19 protein-coding genes are annotated in these 21,701 nt (G+C 71.1%); 16 read left to right on the forward strand and 3 right to left on the reverse strand.

The window, feature by feature from the left end; all coding sequences use genetic code 11:
- Positions 1–103 precede the first annotated feature (103 nt).
- From hemL to VK923_12525, 3 genes are all read left to right on the forward strand, one after another.
- Entirely contained in the window at positions 104–1,396 is a 1,293-nt protein-coding gene (gene hemL / locus VK923_12515) for a glutamate-1-semialdehyde 2,1-aminomutase (GenBank protein ID HSJ45499.1), read from the forward strand.
- Between the two features lie 104 nt (positions 1,397–1,500).
- Positions 1,501–4,434 (forward strand): DUF6398 domain-containing protein, encoded by a 2,934-nt coding sequence (locus tag VK923_12520; GenBank protein ID HSJ45500.1) that lies wholly within the window; start codon positions 1,501–1,503, stop codon positions 4,432–4,434.
- 6 nt (positions 4,435–4,440) lie between these two features.
- A complete protein-coding gene (locus VK923_12525; protein HSJ45501.1) occupies positions 4,441–5,016 on the forward strand; it encodes an MOSC domain-containing protein in 576 nt (191 codons plus the stop codon).
- 171 nt (positions 5,017–5,187) lie between these two features.
- On the opposite strand, the gene VK923_12530 is transcribed toward VK923_12525, so the two are convergent.
- Together VK923_12530 and VK923_12535 are read right to left on the reverse strand one after the other, a co-directional pair.
- Positions 5,188–6,087 carry a DUF72 domain-containing protein gene (locus tag VK923_12530; GenBank protein ID HSJ45502.1) on the reverse strand — a complete coding sequence of 300 codons (900 nt, stop codon included), beginning with the start codon at positions 6,085–6,087 and terminating at the stop codon, positions 5,188–5,190.
- Between the two features lie 58 nt (positions 6,088–6,145).
- On the reverse strand, positions 6,146–7,543 hold the full coding sequence (locus VK923_12535; GenBank protein ID HSJ45503.1) for a pyridoxal-dependent decarboxylase: 1,398 nt from the start codon (positions 7,541–7,543) through the stop codon (positions 6,146–6,148).
- A 327-nt stretch (positions 7,544–7,870) separates the two neighbouring features.
- Between VK923_12535 and VK923_12540 the strand changes: the two genes are divergently transcribed.
- The 13 genes from VK923_12540 to VK923_12600 all read left to right on the forward strand — a co-directional run bounded on the left by VK923_12540 (position 7,871) and on the right by VK923_12600 (position 20,106).
- Positions 7,871–8,491 (forward strand): redoxin domain-containing protein, encoded by a 621-nt coding sequence (locus tag VK923_12540; GenBank protein HSJ45504.1) that lies wholly within the window; start codon positions 7,871–7,873, stop codon positions 8,489–8,491.
- Between the two features lie 119 nt (positions 8,492–8,610).
- On the forward strand, positions 8,611–9,090 hold the full coding sequence (locus tag VK923_12545) for a hypothetical protein (protein HSJ45505.1): 480 nt from the start codon (positions 8,611–8,613) through the stop codon (positions 9,088–9,090).
- 16 nt (positions 9,091–9,106) lie between these two features.
- Positions 9,107–9,451, forward strand: coding sequence for a 4Fe-4S binding protein (locus tag VK923_12550; protein HSJ45506.1), 345 nt, complete (start codon positions 9,107–9,109; stop codon positions 9,449–9,451).
- 121 nt (positions 9,452–9,572) lie between these two features.
- Positions 9,573–10,340, forward strand: a complete 768-nt coding sequence (gene extP, locus VK923_12555; GenBank protein HSJ45507.1) for a selenite/tellurite reduction operon b-type cytochrome ExtP — start codon at positions 9,573–9,575, stop codon at positions 10,338–10,340.
- A gap of 13 nt (positions 10,341–10,353) precedes the next feature.
- Positions 10,354–11,364, forward strand: coding sequence for a hypothetical protein (locus VK923_12560; GenBank protein ID HSJ45508.1), 1,011 nt, complete (start codon positions 10,354–10,356; stop codon positions 11,362–11,364).
- Positions 11,365–11,377: 13 nt separating this feature from the next.
- The gene (locus VK923_12565; GenBank protein ID HSJ45509.1) at positions 11,378–12,169 is read left to right on the forward strand and encodes a Rieske 2Fe-2S domain-containing protein; all 792 of its coding nucleotides are present in this window, start codon (positions 11,378–11,380) and stop codon (positions 12,167–12,169) included.
- A 46-nt stretch (positions 12,170–12,215) separates the two neighbouring features.
- On the forward strand, positions 12,216–13,226 hold the full coding sequence (locus VK923_12570) for a c-type cytochrome (protein HSJ45510.1): 1,011 nt from the start codon (positions 12,216–12,218) through the stop codon (positions 13,224–13,226).
- Positions 13,226–14,191 carry a hypothetical protein gene (locus VK923_12575; protein ID HSJ45511.1) on the forward strand — a complete coding sequence of 322 codons (966 nt, stop codon included), beginning with the start codon at positions 13,226–13,228 and terminating at the stop codon, positions 14,189–14,191. Before VK923_12570 ends, VK923_12575 begins: the two co-directional genes overlap by 1 nt.
- 142 nt (positions 14,192–14,333) lie before the next feature.
- Entirely contained in the window at positions 14,334–14,885 is a 552-nt protein-coding gene (locus tag VK923_12580; protein HSJ45512.1) for a TlpA disulfide reductase family protein, read from the forward strand.
- A gap of 87 nt (positions 14,886–14,972) precedes the next feature.
- The gene (locus VK923_12585) at positions 14,973–15,725 is read left to right on the forward strand and encodes a cytochrome c biogenesis protein CcdA (GenBank protein HSJ45513.1); all 753 of its coding nucleotides are present in this window, start codon (positions 14,973–14,975) and stop codon (positions 15,723–15,725) included.
- 188 nt (positions 15,726–15,913) lie between these two features.
- Entirely contained in the window at positions 15,914–17,539 is a 1,626-nt protein-coding gene (locus tag VK923_12590; GenBank protein HSJ45514.1) for a cytochrome c biogenesis protein ResB, read from the forward strand.
- Entirely contained in the window at positions 17,532–18,632 is a 1,101-nt protein-coding gene (ccsB, locus tag VK923_12595) for a c-type cytochrome biogenesis protein CcsB (protein HSJ45515.1), read from the forward strand. Before VK923_12590 ends, ccsB begins: the two co-directional genes overlap by 8 nt.
- A gap of 418 nt (positions 18,633–19,050) precedes the next feature.
- On the forward strand, positions 19,051–20,106 hold the full coding sequence (locus VK923_12600; protein HSJ45516.1) for a class I fructose-bisphosphate aldolase: 1,056 nt from the start codon (positions 19,051–19,053) through the stop codon (positions 20,104–20,106).
- 69 nt (positions 20,107–20,175) lie between these two features.
- On the opposite strand, the gene VK923_12605 is transcribed toward VK923_12600, so the two are convergent.
- Entirely contained in the window at positions 20,176–21,564 is a 1,389-nt protein-coding gene (locus tag VK923_12605) for an ATP-binding protein (protein HSJ45517.1), read from the reverse strand.
- Positions 21,565–21,701 lie beyond the last annotated feature (137 nt).

Below are 21,701 nucleotides of genomic sequence, written 5' to 3' on the forward strand. Positions count from 1 at the left end.
ACAGCGCGAGCGCGCAGGCGGACTGAGGACGCGCCCCAACGCCGAGCCGTCGAAACGTCCCCAGCAGCAGCGAGGCAGTCACGAGCGGGGAGGAGCACCGGACATGGCCAGCACCGAGTCAGCGCAGCGGTCAGCTCAGCTGTACGCGCGGGCGCAGCGCGTGATCCCAGGCGGTGTCAACTCGCCGGTCCGCGCGTTCCGGGGCGTGGGCGGGACGCCCCGCTTCATCGCGCGCGGTGACGGCGCCCACCTGCACGACGTCGACGGTCGCCGCTACATCGACTACGTCAACAGCTGGGGCCCGCTGATCCTGGGGCACGGCCGCCGTGAGGTGGTCGAGGCGGCCCGTGACGCGCTGGAGCGCGGGTCGAGCTTCGGAGCGCCGACCGAAGCCGAGGTCGCGCTGGCGGAGGAGATCGTCGAGCGGGTCCCGGGCGTCGATCAGGTGCGGTGCGTGTCGAGCGGCACCGAGGCGACCATGAGCGCCATCCGGTTGGCCCGCGGCGCGACCGGCCGTCCGAAGCTCGTCAAGTTCGCCGGTCACTACCACGGCCACAGCGACGCGCTGCTCGTCGTGGCAGGCAGCGGCGTGGCGACGTTCGGCCTGCCCGACTCGCCGGGTGTGACGCGGGGCGCGGCGGCCGACACGATCGTCGTGCCGTGGAACGACGTCGACGCGGTGGACGCGGTCTTCGCCGAGTTCGGGGACCGGGTCGCGGCCGTCATCTGCGAGCCGGTCGCGGCGAACATGGGGGTCGTGCCGCCGGAGCCCGGCTTCCTTCAGCACCTGCGCGATCTGACGCGCACCCACGGCGCCCTACTGCTGTTCGACGAGGTGATGACCGGCTTCCGGCTCGCCCGCGGCGGCGCCTGCGAGGTGTTCGGCATCACGCCCGACCTCGTCGCGCTCGGCAAGGTCGTTGGCGGTGGCTTCCCGCTCGCGGCGTTCGGTGGGCGGGCCGATGTCATGGCCCAGCTCGCGCCGGTCGGTCCAATCTACCAGGCGGGCACGCTGTCGGGCAACCCGGTGGCCGTCGCCGCCGGCCTGGCACAGCTGCGCCTGCTCGACGCCGACGTCTACGCGGGGCTCGACCGGCGGGCCGACCGCATGCTCGACGGCCTGGCGAAGGCCCTCGCCGAGCGCGGCGTGCCCGCGCAGATCCAGCGGGTGCGGTCGCTGGCAGGGCTGTTCTTCGCCGATGCGCCGGTCCGGGACTTCGACCAGGCGCGGGCTGCTGACCACGACCGGTACGCCCGATTCTTCCACGGCATGCTCGACCGTGGGATCTACCTGCCGCCGTCGGGCTACGAGGCGTTCTTCTTCAGCGTCGCCCAGACCGACGACGACCTCGACGCGACGGTCGCCGCGGCCGCCGAGGTCGCGACGACGCTGTAGCGGTCGAGGCCGACGCGGAGACGGTGCCCGTCCTACCTTCGATGTGCCGTTCGTCCGTAGGCTGGCTACGGTGCCGGATACGAACGACGAGGGGATCGAGAACCATGGCACGCAGACGCCGTCGCCGCCGTGGCGGCCACCGCACCAGACTGCATCGTCCAGGGGCGGCCGATGCCGCCGACGACCTCGGGCCCCCACCTCTGGACCACGTGCGGGCGGCGCTTGACGAGCCGCACCCCCTGACGCTGCTCGCGGTCGCCAGCAGCATGCTCCACGTGCTGGAGCCGGCGCGGCCGGCTCCGGTGCCCATCGCGGACGACGAGGACGCCCGCGATCTGCCCTCGGTGCCGGAACTGGCAGCGTCGTTCATCCAGATCGACACCGTAGAGACGACGGCGCTGTTGGGCGTGTTCGCCGAGCTGATCGACGACGACGTCCTCGCCAGGCGGATGCGCCGCGCCGTCGCCGGGCGTACGCACCGCATGCCCTCGTGGCTGACCGGCCTGACGCCGATCGAGGTGCACACCGCCGTCGCGCTGTCGCACGTGCTCGGCGATGGCGACAACGTCATGCTCGGCGTCCGCACGGCCGTCGGCGACGAGCTCACGGTCGCTGTCTACATCGACCACAACCTCGGGACGGTCGTCAAGGACGCGTTCGTGATCGGCGAGTCGCTGGAGGCCGTGGTCGAGGAGTTCGCCGCCGCCGCCGACGACCCCGACGTCGCGTCGCACGAGCTGGGTCCGGCCGACGCACGCGCCAGGATCGACGCGGCGATGGAGCTCGCGGCGATCACCTGGCCGCCGTTGGAGACCGACACCTGGCCTGCGTGCAGACCGCTGGTCCGGTGGGTGCTGCGGCACCTTCCGCCCGGCGGACAGGGCTACGTCCGACCGGAGTGGAGCGACCACGACCGCGCGGAGCTCACCGAGCGGTTCTTCGCCTCGCGCTTCGGTCGTGTCGAGGACGATGCCGACGGCCGCAGCCTGTTCGAGTCGCTGCTGTGGTTCGGCTGTGACTACGGGCCCGGTGATCCGCTGCGGTGGAGTCCCGTGGCGGTCGAGATCCTGCTGACCGACTGGCTGCCGCGCAAGGTCGTGGCCGACGTCGCGTTCCTGTCCCGCGCGCCTGACCTGCTGCGCGCGTTCGTCCGGTTCAGCCACGAGGAGCGTGGCATCCGCGACGAGCTGACCGCCGAGACGTTGGCGGCCATCGACGACCTGGAGGACGGGTACCAGGAGGTCATCCGCTCACTGCGACCGCAGGGACCGGCGGCACTGATGGCGGCGATGGGCGTGCCCGTCGGCGACGGCCCGTTCGGCACCGACATCGCACCATGGTGGGCCGACGCCAGCTACGAGGAGCTGGCGTTCGATTCACTGGCCCGCGCCGTCGGCGGTCGCGCGCAGCTCGAGGTCCTCGACCGCGCGGCACTGCCCGACGAAGCCTTCGCGTGGGACGTGGTCTCCGACGACGTCATCGACCGGGTTCGCGACGTGCTGACGCTGACCGACCAGTGCTGCGACGAGCTGCTCGACGTCGAGTACCGCACGGCATGCCGGCGCCTGCTCGCCGACGTCGCCGCAGCCGACCCGCAGATCTTCCGTCGTCGGGGCCGCGCCGAGACCGCGGCGGCCGCGATCGCCTGGATCGTCGGGAAGGCCAACCGGCTGTTCGACACCCACCGGACAAATGTCGCCGTCGCCGACGTCGTGGGCTGGTTCGGGGTGTCGGGCAGTCCGTCGCAGCGCGCCGCCACGATGCTCACGGCCCTGGGAGTCGACGACGCCAGCGCGTACAGCATGGATCTCGGTACGCCCCGCTACCTGGTGTCCGAGCGTCGCCGGGATCTGAGCCAGCGTCGCGACGCCCTGCAGACGGCACGGTCCCGGACGACGAGCACCGCACCCGACGACGATGATCCACGTGCTGTGCTGTCCGACGCCGTGCACGGTGGGGAGCTGGCCGATCTGCTCGCAGAGCGACGGACGACCGGGGCGACGGCGGCCACGAGCGAGCCGGTGGGCGGCGACCTGACCTCGCTCGACGCGTCGCACCCGGACCCTGCTCCCAACCGGACCACGGACGTCGCGACCGCCGTCGGCTGGTTCCCACCGGACCAGTTCACCGTCGCCCGCGAGCGCTGGCCCGAGCTCGCGCAGCGCTGGGCCAGCGACGACCACACCGCGTACGCCCGCGGCATCCAGGGGCATTTGCTCGACCTCTCCCGCGCGGCGGGCCGCAACCCGCAGGTCGTGCCGCTGGTGGTCGACGAGCTCGACGCGTACGCCGAGGAGCACGGAACCGACCCGGGCGCTCCGGAGACGCGGGCCGCGTTCGCAGCCGACGCCGCACGTGGCGGACGTGGCGTGGCGTGGCCACCGCGGCGCAATGCACCGTGCTGGTGCGGCAGTGGGCGCAAGTACAAGAAGTGTTGCGACACGGTGCCGGCCGACCCGGCCCAACGTCGGACGGTGGGCACGTACGAGTTCGACGTCAGGCTCGCCGGCGTGTCGCCATCCGTGTGGCGCCGGTTCCGTCTGGACGCCAGCGGGACGTTCGCCGATCTGCACCACGCGATCCAGGACGCCTGCGGCTGGGAGGACGCGCACCTGTTCAGGTTCACCACCCCGGACGGCGCAGCGATCGCAGGATCGGCGTTCGATGGTGGGTTCGGAGACGTGGAGCCCGCCGCCCACACCGTGCCGCTGGGACACCACTTCGCCGCGCAGGACCGCTGCATCTACGAGTACGACCTCGGCGACAGCTGGATCCACGACGTCACCGTCGTCGACCGCACCGCCGCACCGGCGACGTTCGCGCGCCAGCTGGTCGACGGCGGCCGCGCGTTCCCGCCCGAGGACTGCGGTGGTCTGCCCGGCTACGAGCAGTGCGTCGCACTGGCGACCGGTCGGGACGACCTCGGTGGGCGGTTCGGACCGCACGGCCCCGGCGACCTGCGCGAGTGGCTCGGCGAGTGGGATCCCGAGGCGTTCGACCGCGAGCAGATCGCCCGCTGGTTCGACCAGCGGAGGTGACGCGGCATGGGCCAGGGGGTGCACGGTGATCGAGCCGGAGGTACGGATCCGGTGCGGGCGGACCCGCACGTCACCCACGTCAACGTCGCCACGCCGCGGCCCAAGATGGTCGGCAACCGGGTGGTCGGGACCGCTATCGACAAGCACCCGGTGGACGGGCGGGTCGAGGTCGGCATGGAGGGCTTGGTCACGGACCAGGTCGGTGACGCGAGGCACCACGGCGGCAACGAGCAGGCGTTGTACGCCTTCGCCGGCGAGGACTACGACCACTGGGAGCACGAGCTGGGCCGTGAGTTGCGCCCGGGTCTGTTCGGCGAGAACCTGACGACCCGGGGCATCGACGTCAACGCTGTGCTGATCGGCGAACGCGGGCGCATCGGGACCGTGAGGGTGGAGGTGAGTGGACCCCGGATCCCGTGCGCGACGTTCGCTGTGTCAGGTGGGGGAGAAGGGCTGGCCCCGGAGGTTCGGCGCCCTCGATCGCACCGGCGCCTACCTGCGCGTGCTGGAGGTCGGCGCGATCGCAGCAGGCGACCGGATCGAGGTCGTCGACCGTCCGGACCACGACGTCACCGTGTCTGACGCCCATCGCATCCACCGCCGCGCCCGGGACGAGGCCGCGCGGCTGGTCGGCCTGCCCGGCCTGGCGACGTCGATGGCCGACTGGGCCCGGGCAGTGGGCGAACGGTGCGGGGGTGACGCGGCGGGGCGGGGGGACAGCGGGCGCTCCGCGCTGAGATCGTCGCAGACCGGTCAGGCGGCGTCGGTGAGGAGGTCCATCAGCTGGGCGGCGTTGCGCACGCCGTAGTCCTGGTAGCAGTTGTTGAAGATCGCGTGCGTCTCCGACGCGCCGTCGGCCAGCTCGGCGACCTGTGGTGCCCACTGCCGCAGCTCGTCCTCGGAGTACAGGTAGCGGAAGCGCTCGGCCGGGGAGATGCCCGACGCCTCCCACGTTTCGCTGTTGCGCCCGTGGAACCGCATGACCGCGAGGTCGGCCGTCACAGCGAGCACCGGCGGCACCGACGAGTCGAAGCCCTGCGGCTCGTCGACGCAGACGTAGGCGAGCCCCCGGTTCTCCAGCTGGCGCAGGGTCTTGGGGCCGCTCTCGCCGGAGAACCAGCTGGCGTGACGGAACTCCACGGCGACGTCGTAGTCGGGCAGCCGGTCGGCCAGCGAGTCCAGGTACCTGCGGTTGTCACGTCGGTTCGTGAACCACTTCGGGAACTGCAGGAACACCCCACCGAGCTTGCCGGCCGAGTGTAGGGGCAGCAGGGCCTCGGCGAACTTCGCGAAGGCCAGGTCGACGGCCTGCTCGGGGAGGTGGGACAGGTAGGCCGAGCCGCCGCGGGACCGCTCCTCCGGGAGGTGGGCGAGCACCTCGTCCCATACCGCGTCACGCCGAGCGGGGTGGTGCGTCAGCAGCGCGAACGCCTTGACGTCCATGCGGAAGTCCACGGGGGTGCGCTCGGTCCACAGGCCGACCAGCTCCCGGGACGGCGGGTAGTAGTAGGTCGCGTCGACCTCCACCACGTTGAACTGCGACGCGTAGTACTTCAGGCGATCCTCCGCCGACATCGACTTGTCGGGGTACCAGTCGCTGTCGCGGATGAGGGTGCGGTCCGTCCACGACGCGGTGCCGACCCGGATGTCCATGGGGCACTCCTCTCGCGAGCGGCGTCCGGCGGGTCCGTCCGCCCTCAGCATTCCCGACTCAGGATCGCATCGCGCGGTAGCCGGCCATGATCGCCTCGACCGAGCGGTCCACGTCGCTGGTGTCGGTCTGCCAGTTCGAGACCGAGATGCGCAGGAGCCGTCGGCCGCGCCACGTCGTCCCGCCCATCCAGCAGGTGCCCTCGCGCTGGACCGCGGCGGCGACGGCGTGCGCGTCGACGTCGTCGAAGCCGACCAGCACCTGGTTGAGCACGACGTCGTTGTGGATGGTGATGCCCGGCTCGGCGGCGAGCCGCTCGGCGAACCGCGATGCCATGGCGCAGCAGCGGTCGACCGTGGTCACCACCCCGGTGCGACCCAGAGAGCGCAGGGCTGCCCAGACCGCGAAGCCCCGCGCCCGGCGCGAGGCCTCGGGCGTCCACTGCATCGCGTCGCGAGCCTCGTCGTCGAACGCCAGGTAGGACGCCTGCGCCGGATCGGTGCCGGTCGCCGCCGTGTGGCTGGCCGGGTGCGCGGTGAACACCATCCCCGAGTCGTACGGCACGTTCAGCCACTTGTGCGCGTCGACGGCCCACGAGTCGGCGCGGTCGATGCCGGCGATGTGGCGGCGCAGCCGTGGCGAGCACGCGGCCCACAGCCCGAAGGCGCCGTCGACGTGGACCCACGCACCGTGCCCGTGGGCGACGTCGCAGATGGCACCCACAGGGTCGAGTGCGCCGGTGTTGACGTTGCCGGCCTGTGCGCAGACGATCACCGGTCCCTCGATGCCGTCCAGCACGTCCGCGAGCGCGCCGGAGCGCATCGCACCGTTGTCGTCGACGTCGACGGGCACCGGCCGCCCACCCAGCCCCACGAACCGCATGCCGCGGTCCACGGTCGAATGCCGCTCCGCACCCGCGACGACGGTCACCGGGGGTCCGCCGGCCAGCCCGTCGCGCTCGACGTCCCGGCCCACTGCCGCGAGCAGGTGGTGGCGCGCGACGGCCAGCGCCGTCGTGTTCGCCATCTGCCCGCCGGTCACGAGCCCGAGCGACGCGTCCGCCGGCAGGCCCAGCAGCTCCACCAGCCAGGTCCGCACGACCTCTTCGGCCGTGGCCGCCAGGGGTCCGCCGACATGCATCGCAGCGTTCTGGTCCCAGACGGCCGCCAGCATGTCGGCCGCCATCGCCGCCGGCAGCGCGCCGCCGGTGACGAAGCCGAAGTAGCGGGCGGACGTGGTCGCGGTCATCGTGGCGTCGGCGTCGCGCGCGAGGGTGTCGACGACCGCGACGGGGTCGGCCCCTTCGTCCGGCAGGGGGCCGTTGAGCGCGGCCCGGAGCTGCTCGCTCGCGGCGGTCGCCCGCACCGGACGCGCGTCGAGGCCGTGCAGGTAGCGCGCGGCATGGGTGTGCACCGCGTCGAGCAGCCGGGTGGTCGTGTCGGGGTCGGGTCGTGGCATCCCGGATCCTGTGCTCGGGAGATCGTGGCCGGATGCTAGGGGCTGCCTCCGGTCCCGGCCGGCATTCGGGCGCATCTGCATCCCGGCTCGCGTCGTTGCGGCTCGCGCCGACACAAGCCCGGTGTTCGTCGCTCACGCACCCTTCGAGCCGGGCGCAGCTGCCCTGGTCGCCGTGCGGAGGCTCCCTGGGCCGTTGGGACTCGAGCGTCGGCCGGACGACCAAGCGCACGACCGGGCCACGAGACAGACCTAGCCAGGACGGCGGGGAGACGGCTCGATCGACGGTCCTGCTGACGGTCCGCGGCGGCATGCGATGCTGGCAGCACGATGTCCCGGACCGAGACGCCGACCGAACCCGTGGCCGTGGAGCGTGCACGGTCAGCTCGCCCGACCCTGCGGCTCGTCGCGGTCGTCGGCCTGCTGGTCGTCCTGGGCATCGCTGGCGTCGCCATGCTGCGCCCTGACCCCCCGGCACCGGCCGCCGGCGGTGTGACCGCCGACACGCCACGGCTGGGTGCGCCCGACCGCGCGGTCGGACGGCCCATACCCGATGTGACGCTGCCGCCCCTGGCCGGCCTCGGGCCGTCGGGTGGCCTGGCGCTGCCGCCCGGCGACGGTGAGCCGATGGTCATCAACTTCTGGGCCAGCTGGTGCCAGCCGTGCGTCGACGAGATGCCGATGCTTCAGCGGGTCGCCGACGACCTGGATCTCACCATCGTAGGCGTGGACTACATCGATCAGGCCGACAAGGCCGTCGCGCTGGCGGAGCGGCTCGGGATCCGCTACCCGCTCGTGCGTGACGACGAGGGCACCTTCGGGCAGGCGGTCGGGCTGGCCGGCACGCCTACGACACTGCTCGTGGACGGCGATGGGGTCGTGCGCCGCCGGTTGACCGGCGAGCTCACGGAGCAGCAGCTGCGGGACGCCATCGCGGCCGATCTCGGGTGAGCGCCCGCGCGCTGGAGGTTGGCGTCGGTGAGGGGTGATCGGTACAGTTGCCCTGCGCCGGCGGCGCTCCCCGGATCGGTGGATCGCCGGACCCGCAGCTGACGAAAGGGCGCTCGAGGATGAACGTGATGGGGGACTTCTTCGCCACGCTGCCCGCCGCGCTGAGAGCGCTGTGGGACTTCGGCGACGGGTTCGTCGGCGTCGTCCTGATGGTCGCCAGCATCGGCATGATCGTGGTCTTCTCGGGGCTCGCGTACCAGCTGCGTGAGCGCCTGGGCTGGCTGTCGGCCCTGTTCGGCTCCATGGCCGTCCTGCTCGGACTGTGGTGGGCCCTGGGCATCATCCCGTCGGCCTGGATCTACTTCGCCGACTCGCAGAGTGAACTGTTGGCGGACAGCATCGTCCCGAGCGCGATCGTCATCGGTCAGCTCGAGGTCGCGTCGAACTTCTACAACGTGTTCCGCGACTCGATCGTCATGGCCGAGGCCACGGTCGTGCTGCTCGTGGGCGCGTGGTTGATCTTTGCAGTCCAGAAGCGGTTCCCGGGCGGGCTGGCCGAGGGTGAGGGGCGCGGCCCGACCACCGGCGGATACAAGTAGAGGGGCGGAGCATCCGATGGGCCTGACCGACAAGGGACTCCACCCGACGATCTTCGATGACTACCGCATCGAGACCGTCGACCCAGGATGGCTGCAGGAGCGAGTCAAGCCGAAGCGCCACATCGGGCTGACGGCGGAGCTGTGCATCCTGTGTCGCGCATGCGAGGACGTGTGCCCGTGGGAGTGCATCTGGATGCTGGCGCCGAACATCGTCACCGATGCCGAGTCCGAAGAGGTCATGACGCTCGCGAACACCGCCACGGCGGTGTTCGTCATCGATGACAACGAGTGCACCCGCTGTGCGATCTGCGTCGAGCGCTGTCCTTCGGACGCGCTCTGGCTGGGCCGCACGAGCGCCTGACGACAACTCTGGGGGGCCTGGTTCCGCAGACGACTGGCGGACCGGCTCCGCCGGACAGAAACTGAAGAGGGTGACACGGCTCCGCTGACGTGTCGCATCGAGACAGAACAGGACCAACCGCGTGGCGAACATCCCGAGCGCCGACGAGCTGAAGAAGCGCCTGCAGGACAACGTCATCTGGAAGTCGATGTTCCGGCCGGGCTCGATCTACCGCAAGGGCTACCGCGACACGTCACGCGACCGTGCGCTGGCCGCCATGAACAACGTCCTGTACCACCTGCACCCCGTGAAGGTCAAGCGTCACGGCCTCAAGCTCACCTACACCTACTGCCTGGGCGGCACCAGCTTCTTCCTCTTCATCCTGTTGACCGTCACCGGCATCTTCCTGATGTTCTTCTACCGGCCGGCCGCCGGCGCGGGCAGCGAGATCGCCTACCTCGACATGCAGAACCTGCGCGCCAACGTGCAGTTCGGCGATCTGGTCCGCAACATGCACCGGTGGGGCGCCCACCTGATGGTGTTCACGACCTTCCTGCACATGGCCAGGGTCTTCTACCACGGTGCCTACAAGCCGCCCCGCGAGTTCAACTGGGTCGTCGGGGTCATCCTGCTGTTGACCACGCTGTTCCTCGCGTTCACCGGCTACCTGCTGCCCTGGGACCAGCTGGCGATCTGGGCGGTCCAGGTCGGCACGAGCATGGCCGGGTTCACGCCGGTGTTCGGACAGCAGATCCAGTTCGCCCTGCTCGGTGGCGTCGAGATCGGACCCGAGACGCTGCTGCGCTGGTACGTGCTGCACGTCCTCGCGCTGCCGTTCATCCTGACCATCTTCCTGGCGGTGCACTTCTGGCGCATCCGCAAGGACGGCGGCATCTCCGGGCCACTGTAGGGAAGGGTCGACGATGGCTGAAGATCCAGGGATCGACCAGGAGACCTTCGACAGGCTGGTCGCCGAGGGGCAGCCCGAACGCGTGGCGCGCGCCAAGGCGAAGGCAGCCGCGGCCCGCAAGTCCCGGCAGGCCGAGGCGTCGGCCGGCGACGGAGCGGCGAGCGGCGACGGCGGTGGCGGTGGCGAGACACCCGAGCAGGTCCAGGAGCGGGTGTTCAACGAGCTCGTCGCCGAGGGACAGCCGGAGCGTGTGGCCCGTGCCAAGGCCAAGGCGGCCGCGGCGCGCGCCAAGCGGTCGTCCGAGTCGGAGGCGGAGCCCGCGAAGCAGCCGTCGGCGTCGGGAGCGAAGGCCGCTGCCGCGCCGGCCGCTGCCGCTACCGCGGGCAACGGTGCGAGCGGCGCCGGCAACGGCGTCGCGTTGACGCCCGAGCAGCGCCAGCAGCGGGTCGCCGCGGCGCTGGCCGCGCGGGGGGAGGGTGGTCCGCACGAGCGGACGGGCGGCGTCGAGACGAAGTACGCGGGGCAGGAGCACACCCACCGGCTGCTGGCGATGGTGCCGCCGACTGGCATCCAGCAGATCCGCGGCAAGCAGGACGACAAGGCCTACACATGGCCGCACCTGCTGACGGCGGAGTTCGTCTGCCTGATGGCGGTGACCGCGTTCCTGTTCGTCTTCAGCGCCCTGGCCCCCGCGCCACTGCGTGAGCTGGCGAACCCCAACGTCACTCCGAACCCCTCCAAAGCCCCGTGGTACTTCCTCGGGCTTCAGGAGATGCTGCGGTACTGGCACCCGATGGTCGCCGGCGTGACGATCCCATTGATCATCGGTCCGCTCGGTTTGATCGCGATCCCGTACCTGGACCGCAACCCATCGATGCGCCCCGAGCGACGCAAGTTCGCCTACATGCTGTTCACGATGTTCCTGGTCGCGGCGTCGACGCTGACGCTGGCAGGCTCGTTCTTCCGTGGTCCGGGGTTCAACTGGACCTGGCCGTGGGCCGACGGCATCTGGTTCACCCTGTGACGGAGGTGGCGTGATGATGCTCGAGATCCTCGCGACGACGGCCGCGGGCCTGCTGGTGCTGGCCTGGTGGCTGCGCCGCGCCGCGCTGCGCCCGGCTGCTGTGCGCGCGCGCCCGGTCCCGGCGCCGGCCGAGCCTCCGTGCGCCGGTGACGTGCTGCTGATGGCGGCGCCGCCCGACACAGCGACAGGTGGACAGCCCACGGCCCGGCAGCAGCCGCCCCCCGCGGCGAGCAAGCCGCCGAAGCGCAAGGCGAGCGGTCCCACACGTCGCCAGTTCGTCAAGTGGGGGATGGGTCTGGGGATGCTGGGCGTCCTCACGGGGTTCGCGACCGCCAGCCTCGCGTTCATCTGGCCCAACCTGCGCGGTGGGTTCGGTGCGCAGCTGCCGGTCGGGACCGAGGACGACATCCTCAGCGAGATCGACGCCAACGAGGGCCGCTTCGAGTTACCCGAGGCGCGCTCGCTGATCGTGAGGTACGACGGGAGCCTTGACCCGGAGGGGCAGTACGCCGAGATCACGAACCAGACCAGCATCATGGCGCTGTACCAGAAGTGCGTGCACCTGGGGTGCAAGGTGCCGTGGTGCGCCGAGTCGCAGTGGTGGGAGTGCCCGTGCCACGGGTCGAAGTACAACCGCTGGGGCGAGTGGCAGTCGGGGCCTGCACCCCGCGGCCTCGACCGCTTCGTGGTCGAGGAGGTCGAGGGGCAGATCGTCATCGACACCTCCGCGGTGATCACGGGCCCGTCGCGCTCGGCCGCGGTGTTGAACCAGCCACCCGAGGGTCCGCACTGCGTGGGCATATGAGGCCGCGCGTCCACGCCGACCTGGCACGCATGGAAGGACCGATCTGGTGAGCCCCCTTGTTGCCGTTGCGATCCTGGCCCTGGCGGCCGTGCTCGTACCGGTGGTCCTGTACACACGCAGTGCGCGCGGACGCAAGCCGTGGATCGAGGACGTCCCCAGCGCCATGCGGCCCGGCTACTCCGACGAGGAGCTCGAGGGCAGGATCCGCATGCGCTACCTCACGTGGGGCGTCATGCTGACGATCTTCTTCGCCCTCGCGCTGCCGCTGTACTGGATCAACGAACAGCGCCGGCTGAGCAACGAGGTCGAGGGCTTCTTCACGGTCGCGGTCGAGCGGGGCGAGACGCTCTACACGGAGAACTGCGCGCTGTGTCACGGTGCGGACCTCAGTGGTGGTGGTGCCGCCTCGCCGTACAACGCCGACGAGAACTGGCCCGCTCCCAACCTGGCGACGATCGCGGCACGCTACGACAACAACCCCAACATCACCGATATCCGCCAGTACATCATCAACACCCTCGAGCACGGTCGGCCGGGTACCCCGATGCCGACCTGGGGCGCCGCATACGGCGGCCCGTGGAACGACCAGCAGATCGAGGAGGTCGCCGACTTCATCCTGTCGCGTCAGGTCGACGACACCGCCGAGGCGCAACAGGCGTCGGCGCTGAGCGGCCAGGAGCTGTTCGAGGGCAACTGTGCCCGGTGCCACGGGGAGGACGGCCGCAGCGGCGACGGACGACCGGGACCGTCACTGGTCGGCGTGTTCGAGCGTCACAGCCGCGACACGGTGCTCGGCATCCTGCAGAACGGCATCTACCTGGGCACGGGCGTCACGATGCCGCCGTGGCAGAGCGGCTACTTCTACCCCACGAGCCCGGGTGAGGAGGGCGGGCCCGCGGTGTACGAGGACACGGCGCTCAACAAGATCATCGACTACCTCGAGGAGCTCCAGCCCGCCGAGCTCCCGGCGGACGCCGGGCAGTACAACACGCCGGGTGTCGGCGAGGACGAGCGCGGTCCGTCCGGTGACGCCGGCAGCGACGAGGGAGAGGCGTGATGGCCGGTCTGCACACGGTCCTGCTGGCGGTCGCGGCGGCCGAGGAGTACGTCCCGCCGGACGACTGGCGCGGGGTGATCGCGCTGCCCGCCGGCATCATCATCTTCTTCGGCGCGATCTTCCTGCTGCTCAAGAGCAACCTCGGCACCCGCCGTGCCTACCTGGTCGAGGCCAGCTGCTTCTTCGGCTTCATGCTGATCCTGAGCCTGTTCTGGGGCTTCGGCGCACCGGGGACGCCGCGCAACACGGGTCCGCAGTCGCTGCCCGGCCAACCGGCGGACTACTACACGCCGAAGTGGGTCGCGTTCGCCGGTGACAGCACGCTGGCGCAGGAACGGTTCGGCCTGGTCCAGCAGTTTCCCGAGGGCTTCCAGGAGGAGGGCGGCGGTGACGGCGACGCCGCTGCGGGCGGCGGTGAGGGCGCGGCCGGCGGTGGCGGCGAGGAGGCCGAGGCCGGGGCCGAGGGCGCGGACGACTCCGCGGCGGGAGGCGCCGACGAGATCGGCAACTTCTTCCGCGAGGAGCGCGGCGGCGTCACGTTGATCGGCGACGAGTGGGTGCTGGCCGGTCCGCCGCTCGTGGCGACCGCCGAGAACGGGGAGAAGGTGGTCGGCGCGACGTATGCCAAGCCGTTCGCGTTCAACGACGACGGCGAGATCCCCGAAGGCCCTAATGGGCAGCCACTGTTCACCGAGGACCAGGTCGGGCAGCCGATCCCTGAGGACTTCCCGGTGCCGTCCGGGCTGGACCAGGCGGTGCAGGACCTCGTGACGCCGGAGACGTTCACGGCATACGCCTTCTTCGATCCTGGCTTTGCGTTCTTCCCCTCGCTCGTGATGATCGTGATCTCCGCTGTCGGCTTCGTCCTCCACGCGCTGCTACTCGGTTGGGATGAGAACCGTGAGAAGGAGCGCTCGGTCGAGGAGGTCGTGATCGAACGCGAGCCGGTCGGAGCCGGCCGATGACCGGCCGTAGCCGACGAGCGCGGCGCACCGGCTGCCACATGTCGTAGCTCGCTGCCACGCGGGCGCCGCGCCGCCCTCGGCGGACGACGGAGCTCCTGCGCCGCCGTCTGCCGCACGCACGCGCGACCCTAGACTGGCCGCGATGCCTCGCCTCCTGCTGGTTGTCGCCGCCTTGGCCGTGCTGACCGCCGGCTGCACGCTGGGAACGGCCGCCGAGGGCGACGGCTTCGTGTCCGCTGACGGCACGACCGACATCGCCGCCGGCGAGCGTGAGCCTGCGCCGGAGGTCACCGGGCCCACCCTCGACGGTTCGCCGCTCGCGCTCGCCGACCTCAACGGGCCCGTCGTCGTCAACTTCTGGGCGTCGTGGTGCGGGCCGTGCGCCCAGGAGGCGCCGCATCTGGCAGCCATCGCGGAGCGGTACGCCGACCGGGGTGTGCAGGTCGTCGGCGTCAACGTCCGGGACACGACCGCCAACGCGCTGGCGTTCGAGCGCGAGTACGACATCTCGTACCCGTCATGGGATGACGAGAGCGCCCAGATCGCCTCCCAGTTCGGCGCGCTCGGACCCGCCGGGCTGCCCAGCACCGTCCTGCTCGACGCCGACCACCGCGTCGCGTCGCGGATGTTCGGTGCCGTGAAAGCCCGTCAGGTGGCGCCGCGGCTCGACGCGCTGCTGGCCGAGGCCGGGTGAGGCTCGGCCGTCACGTTCCGCTCCGGACCCGACCCATCCACGGTCCTCCACGGAACGCGACGGCTCCACGAGGAAAGGACGTCGCAGATGTCGCCGGGCGAGCTGATCACCGACGCGAACCTGCTGGTCGCGGCCGCCGTGGCCCTCGCTGCAGGGATCGTGTCGTTCGCGTCGCCATGCGTCGTGCCACTGGTGCCCGGCTACCTGTCCTACATGACGGGGCTGTCCGCGTCGGAGCTGTCGTCGACGGATGGCAGCCGGTTGAGGGTGCTGGCCGGTGGGCTGCTGTTCGTGTTCGGCTTCGCCATCCCCTTCAGCCTGCTGGGCCTGCTCGGCGGCAGCCTGTCTGCGATGCTGCAGAACCGCGGGTGGCAGATCGTCCTGGGCCTCGTGGTCGCGGGGCTGGGCCTGACGTTCACCGGCCTGCTGCCGTTCGACCTCCTGCGGCGGGAGGCGCGCGTCACCGACCAGGCGATCGACCGGGGCGTGCTCGGCGCCATGCCACTGGGCTTCGTGTTCGGCGTCGGCTGGACGCCGTGCATCGGACCGGCCCTGTCCGCGATCTTCGCGCTGTCGGCGGCGACGGGCGGCAGCGCCGTGCGCGGCGGCGTGCTCGGCTTCGTGTACGCGGTCGGCCTCGGGGTGCCCTTCATCCTGCTGGGCCTGGCGTTCCAGCAGGCCGGGCACACGCTCGGGTTCCTGCGCCGCAACGCGCACACGATCCAGGTCATCGGTGGCGTGATGCTGGTCCTCGTGGGCCTGGCGATCGCGACCGGCCTGTGGACCGCCCTGATCCAGCGCCTCCTCCCGGTCATCGGCAGCTTCGAGACGGCCATCTGATGTAGTCGGCGACACGGGACCGGGCGGCGCGGGTGCCCGGATCTTCGACCGACTCACGCTACGCGCCCACGTCGCCCGCGTCGCACCGTCGGCGGCGCGGGTGTCGGATCTTCGGCCGACCCACGCCACCCGGACCCACGTCGCCTGCGTCGCATGGTCGCCGTGGACCGTCATAGGGTGGGTGGCCGATGGCCGAGACCAGGACGCGGGCGAACCGCCCGTCAGCGCAGGAGCCGCGCTCCGGATGGGCGCGGCTGCCCATGATCCCGGGGCCGTGGGAGACGCTCGTCATCGCGTGGCGACGGCTGCGCCGGATGTCGACCGCACTACTCCTGCTGTTCAGCCTGGCGATCGCGTCGATCGTGGCGACGTTCATCCCACAGGAGCCCCTGGTGCCCGACACGGTCGCGCGGTGGCGGACCGGTGCGGCCGGTCCCGGCCGGGCCGTCGCGCGGCTGCTCGATGGCGCGGGCGTCTTCGACGTCTTCTCCTCGTGGTGGTTCACGACGCTGACGGTGCTGCTGCTCGTGAGCCTGACCGGCTGCCTGCTTCCGCGGTACCTCGCCTTCTGGCGGACGGCCCGACGGCCACCGGCGACGGGGCGCAGCCTCGACCGCCTGACCAACCACGCCCTGCTCACGACCTCGGAAGCGCCCGACGCCGCGCTTGATCGGATCGACCGGATCCTGGGCCGGTGCCGGTTCGGCCGCCGCCGTGTGCCCGCCGACGACGCGCCGTCGGGCCACGCCCAGCTGGCCGCCGAGAAGGGGCACTGGCGCGAGGGCGGCAACCTGGTGTTCCACAGCGCGTTCTACGTGCTGTTCATCGGTGTCGCGGTCGCGCAGACGTTCGGGTTCACCGGCCAGATCAACGTCGTGGAGGGAGGGACCTTCACCGACACCCGCATCGTGTACGGCAACGTGCGTGCGGGGCGCTGGTTCGGCATCGACGAGCACCGCGGCTTCCAGGTCCGCCTCGACGACTTCGACGCGACGTACCACGCCAACGGCACGCCGGACGACTTCGTCTCGACAGTCACGGTGCTCGACGAGGGCGCCGTCGCCCGTGAGGGCGCGACCGTGCGGGTCAACGCTCCGCTGCGCTACGACGGGATGAAGCTGTACCAGTTGCGGTTCGGCATGGCCCCACGCGTGGTGGTCAGGGCAGGTGACACGGTCCTGTTCGACGACAGCGTGATGATGGCCGACAACGGCGGCGTCTGGACGGGCACCGCCAAGGTCAAGACCAGCGGTGCCGATCAGATCGCCCTCGACCTCGCGCTGCTGCCCGACTTCGCGCTCGACGGCCGGGGCCGGCCGGTCAGCCGGAGCCCGCAGCCGGACAACCCGGTGCTCTTCGCGGACCTGTGGGTCGGGGAGCTCGGCCTCGAGCGGTCGGTCGACGCGAGCCAGTTCATCCGTGACGGCGAGCCGGTCGCGGGGGCGACGCTGACCCCCGGCGACACCAGCGATCCGCTGCTCGGCAACCTCACTGTGGAGTTCGCCGAGCTGCCGATGTGGTCGGGGTTCCAGGTGTCCCACGCGCCCGGCCGATGGACGATGCTGGTCGGCTGCGTTGCACTGCTGATCGGCCTGGTGGCCTCGCTCTACGGCTACCGACGGCGCGTCTGGGCGGAGGCCTGGCGCGAGGCCGACGGAACGACCCGGGTCGTGCTCGCGGGTGTCGCACTGCAGCGTAAAGTGGAGTTCGCCGGGGCCTTCGAGGCACTCGTGGCCGATGTGCGGGCCGCCCTGCCGACCGCCGGACAGCGCCAGGCACAGGAGACGACCATGACGGATGCGCACCATGGCTGAGCTGTCCGACACGCTGTTCTACACGGCACTCGGCCTGTACGTGCTCGCGATGACGGTCTACTTCTTCGCCATGGCCTTCACGCGTGTGACCCTGGATGGTGTCCTGTCGCCCACACGGGCGGGCAGCCGTGCCGGTCGCGTCGCGACTGTGCTCACCGTCGCGGGCGTTTGTGTGCATGCGGGCAGCAGCATCCTGCGCGGCCTCGAGACCAGCCGCATCCCGCTGGGCAACATGTTCGAGTACTCGTCGATCATCGCCCTGCTCGCGGTCGCCGGTGGCCTGGTGGTGCTGCAGGCCCGTCTCGGCCACACCCACCTGATGGGCTTCGTCCTCGCGGCAGCGGCGCTGATGATGGGTGCGGGCTGGCTGCTGTTCGTGCCCGCCGGTCCACTCGTACCGGCGCTCGAGAGCTACTGGTTCAACATCCACGTGACGGCGATGGTCGGATCAGCCGCCATCTTCCTGCTTGCGTTCCTCGCGACGGCCCTGTACCTGGCGCGTGACACGGCCGAGCGGCGCGTGGCAACGCGCTCCGGCGCCGGCTACCGCGCCGGCACCGTAGGCGCGGCCCACGTCGAGCTCGCCGAGCGCACCGCCGAGGACGCGACGATCACGTCGCCGCTCGAGCTGCGTCGTGTGCTGTCGCCGTTGTGGTTCGTCGTCGTGCCCGGCGTGCTGCTGGCGCTGTACGGCTCGGACGGTGGCGTGCGTGGCGCCGTCGGTGGTGCGGTGATCGGCGGCGGGCTCGGCGCCTCGGCGTGGTACGCGATACCCCACCTTCCGGCCGCCGCCGAGCTGGACACGCTGGCCTACCGCATCACGGCGTTCGCGATGCCGATCTACACGTTCGGCGTGATCTGCGGCGCGATCTGGGCAGAGGAGGCGTGGGGGCGGTACTGGGGCTGGGATCCCAAGGAGACGGGAGCGTTCTTCACGTGGGTGCTCTACGCCGCATACCTGCACGCGCGGGCGACCTATGGCTGGCGTGGACGCCGGGCGGCGTGGATCGGCGTGGCAGCCTACGTCGGGCTGCTGGTCACCTACTTCGCCGTCAACCTCGTCGTCGTCGGCCTGCACTCGTACGCGACCTGACCTGACGCAGCCGGGTCGGGGTCTTCCGCCGCCAGTCCCGGCCGGCATTCGAGTCGCGTCTGCATCCCGGCCAGGGCGCCGTGGGGAGTTGTGAACCTGAACTGGTCAGCTTGCGCGATCCTCGATCGGCAGGTCGAGGTCGGCGACGTGTCGTACGAGCGCGATGCGGCTGCCGTACCGCGTTCGAGGGCAGCCTCGAGCGCTCCGCGGCAGGGGGATGAGGTGCCGACCACCGGGTCCGAGGTGCGGAGGTCGACGACGAAGTGGAAGCGGGTCGCCGACGAGGTCCAGCGCGTACCGCCGCAGCCGCTCGGCCCGTACCGCGAACGAACTGTCGGCCCCACGGGTCGCCCATGATTCCGCGGCGGGGTGGGTAGGGTCTGGCCAGCACGCGAACCGATCGGGGAGGCGACCAGTCATGCCCGACATCACGTCACTGCTCGGCGACGAGGCCGACGACCTGTTGTCGTACGAGTGCAAGACACTGCCACGCGAGGACCTGCACCTGCCCGGCCCGGATTTCGTCGACCGCGTGGTCGCCGGGTCCGACCGTTCACCGGCCGTCATGCGCAGCCTGCAGTCGCTGTTCGACCATGGCCGCCTCGCCGGGACCGGATACGTGTCGATCCTGCCGGTCGACCAGGGCATCGAGCACTCCGCCGCGGCGTCCTTCGCGCCGAACCCGCGCTACTTCGACCCGCAGGCGATCGTCGAACTCGCGATCGAGGGCGGGTGCAACGCGGTCGCGAGCACGCTCGGTGTCCTGGGTGCGGTCTCACGACGCTACGCGCACCGCATCCCGTTCATCGTGAAGCTGAACCACAACGAGCTGCTCACGCACCCCAACACCCACGACCAGGTCATGTTCGCCTCGGTCCAGCAGGCGTTCGACGTGGGTGCCGTCGGGGCGGGCGCGACGATCTACTTCGGCTCCGGCGAGTCGATGCGCCAGCTGCAGGAGGTCCGCGAGGCTTTCCAGCACGCCCACACATTGGGTATGTTCACCGTGCTGTGGTGCTACCTGCGCAACAGCGCCTTCAAGGTCGGCGGCACCGATTACCACACGGCCGCCGACCTGACCGGTCAGGCCAACCACCTCGGTGTGACGATCGAGTCCGACATCATCAAGCAGAAGCAGCCGGAGACGAACGGTGGCTACCGTGCGATCCAGAACTTCGGACGCACGAGCGACCTGGTCTACGACCGCCTGGTGACCGACCATCCGATCGATCTGACGCGCTGGCAGGTCGTCAACTGCTACATGGGTCGCGCCGGGCTGATCAACTCCGGTGGGGCGTCGTCGGGTGACTCGGACCTCGCCGATGCCGTGCGCACGGCGGTGATCAACAAGCGTGCCGGAGGCATGGGCCTGATCTCCGGCCGCAAGGCGTTCCAGCGACCGACGGCGGAGGGCGTCGAGCTGCTCAACGCCATCCAGGATGTGTACCTGGCGACGGAGGTCACGGTCGCCTAGCGGCCACGATCTGGGGTGTCGACCGGACCGGGGGGTCGGTCGGCACCCCGTTCATCCTGGGAGTGCCCGTCATTCCGCGTAGAGGTCGGCGGGGCGCGTGACCCCCTGACCGTCTCGGGCGAGCACCACGATCTCGTCGGGCTCGGCGTACGGTGACCCGGCCAGCATCTCCCTCACACGTCGCCGCTCCCGGTCGAGGTCGGCATTGGTTGTCCATTGCGCCGAGCCGGCGGCGACCGCGGCGCCGCCGGCGAGGGCCAGCGCGTCGACCTCGCCATCCCCGGTCGTCGACCACCAGGGGCCGCAGTCAGCCTGGTGCCCGTCGGCCAGCACAGACCGCAGCACCATGCGCAGGCTGCGCTGCTGGCTCGCGGCGAGCGTCGACCGGTTCGCGGCCAGCACCCCCGCCCCGCGTCCCAACTCGAACGCCTCGCGGTGGGGGAGCACGATCGCCAGCCACAGGCGCAGGAACGCGTCACGCACCTCGTAGCGGACCCGCCGCGTGCGCCGCGCGTCCTCGCCGACCGGAGTGACGCGGTCGACCAGACGCAGCGCCTCGAGCAGCGCCAGCGCCTCGCTGGTCGACGCGGGGGCGAGGCCGGTGCGCTCGCGCAGCGCCGAGAAGCTCTCGGCGCCCAGCGCGATGAGCTCCAGCACCCTCGCGGCCGCCGAGCCGGGCGTCAGCTCCTGCAGGACCACGGTGCCCTCGTCGCCGAGCGGCGCACCCGGTCCGTCGAGCAGCTCGGTGAGGTTGGTGAGCAGGCCCTCCCGCGGATCCCACAACGTGAGGTAACGCGGCATGCCGCCGAGCGTGCAGTAGGCCTCCATCCACGTGTCAGGATCGTCACCGCCAACGAGCAGGGGCGCCTCGTGCCACGTGAACGGCGCGAGCCGCAGGTGGGCGTCGGCGCGGCCGAACAGGGGCGCGTCGGCGGCGACCAGCTCCTCCATGAGCCCGACGTGACTGCCGGCGAGCACGACCGACAGCCGGCTGTCGCGGCGGTGGTCCCAGCGCGCCTGCAGCGTGCTGGGCAGCGTCCGGTCGGCCTCGCACAGGTAGGGGAACTCGTCGATGATCAGCAGCAACGGCTCGTCTCGTGCTCGGGCGAGCAGGTAGCCAAGCGCCGCGTCCCAGCTCGGGAGGTGCCCCAGGTCGAGCAGGTCGCCGGGCTGTGCGGGCAGGACCGCGCGGATGCGCTCCTCGAGCCGGCGCAGTGCCTCGCCGATCGGTGCGCGCGTGCCGGGCAGGAAGATGGCGCGTCGCGACGCGGAGAACTGGTCGAGGAGGGCGGTCTTGCCGACACGTCGCCGACCCGACACCACGGCCATGCCGCCGTCGTCGCCGCACGCCCGTTCGAGCGCGCGCAGCTCCCGCTCGCGGTTGACGAACCCTCCCCGTGACCGGCGCAGCCGGTCAGCCTCGTGCGTCGTGGAACCGTGCTCCGCGATGTGTGGCATCGCTGCAGTCTGCCATCGCCGGGACGGTCACCGGTGGATCTGCCGTCGCCGAAGCTTGGCCGCGCCGAAGTTCGGTAGGACCGAAGTTCCGTAAGAGCGAAGTTTGTCGTCCACGTACCTGCCCGGCGTTCGCCCTG

The sequence above is a fragment of the Euzebyales bacterium genome (assembly GCA_035461305.1).
Taxonomy (GTDB): Bacteria; Actinomycetota; Nitriliruptoria; order Euzebyales; family JAHELV01; genus JAHELV01.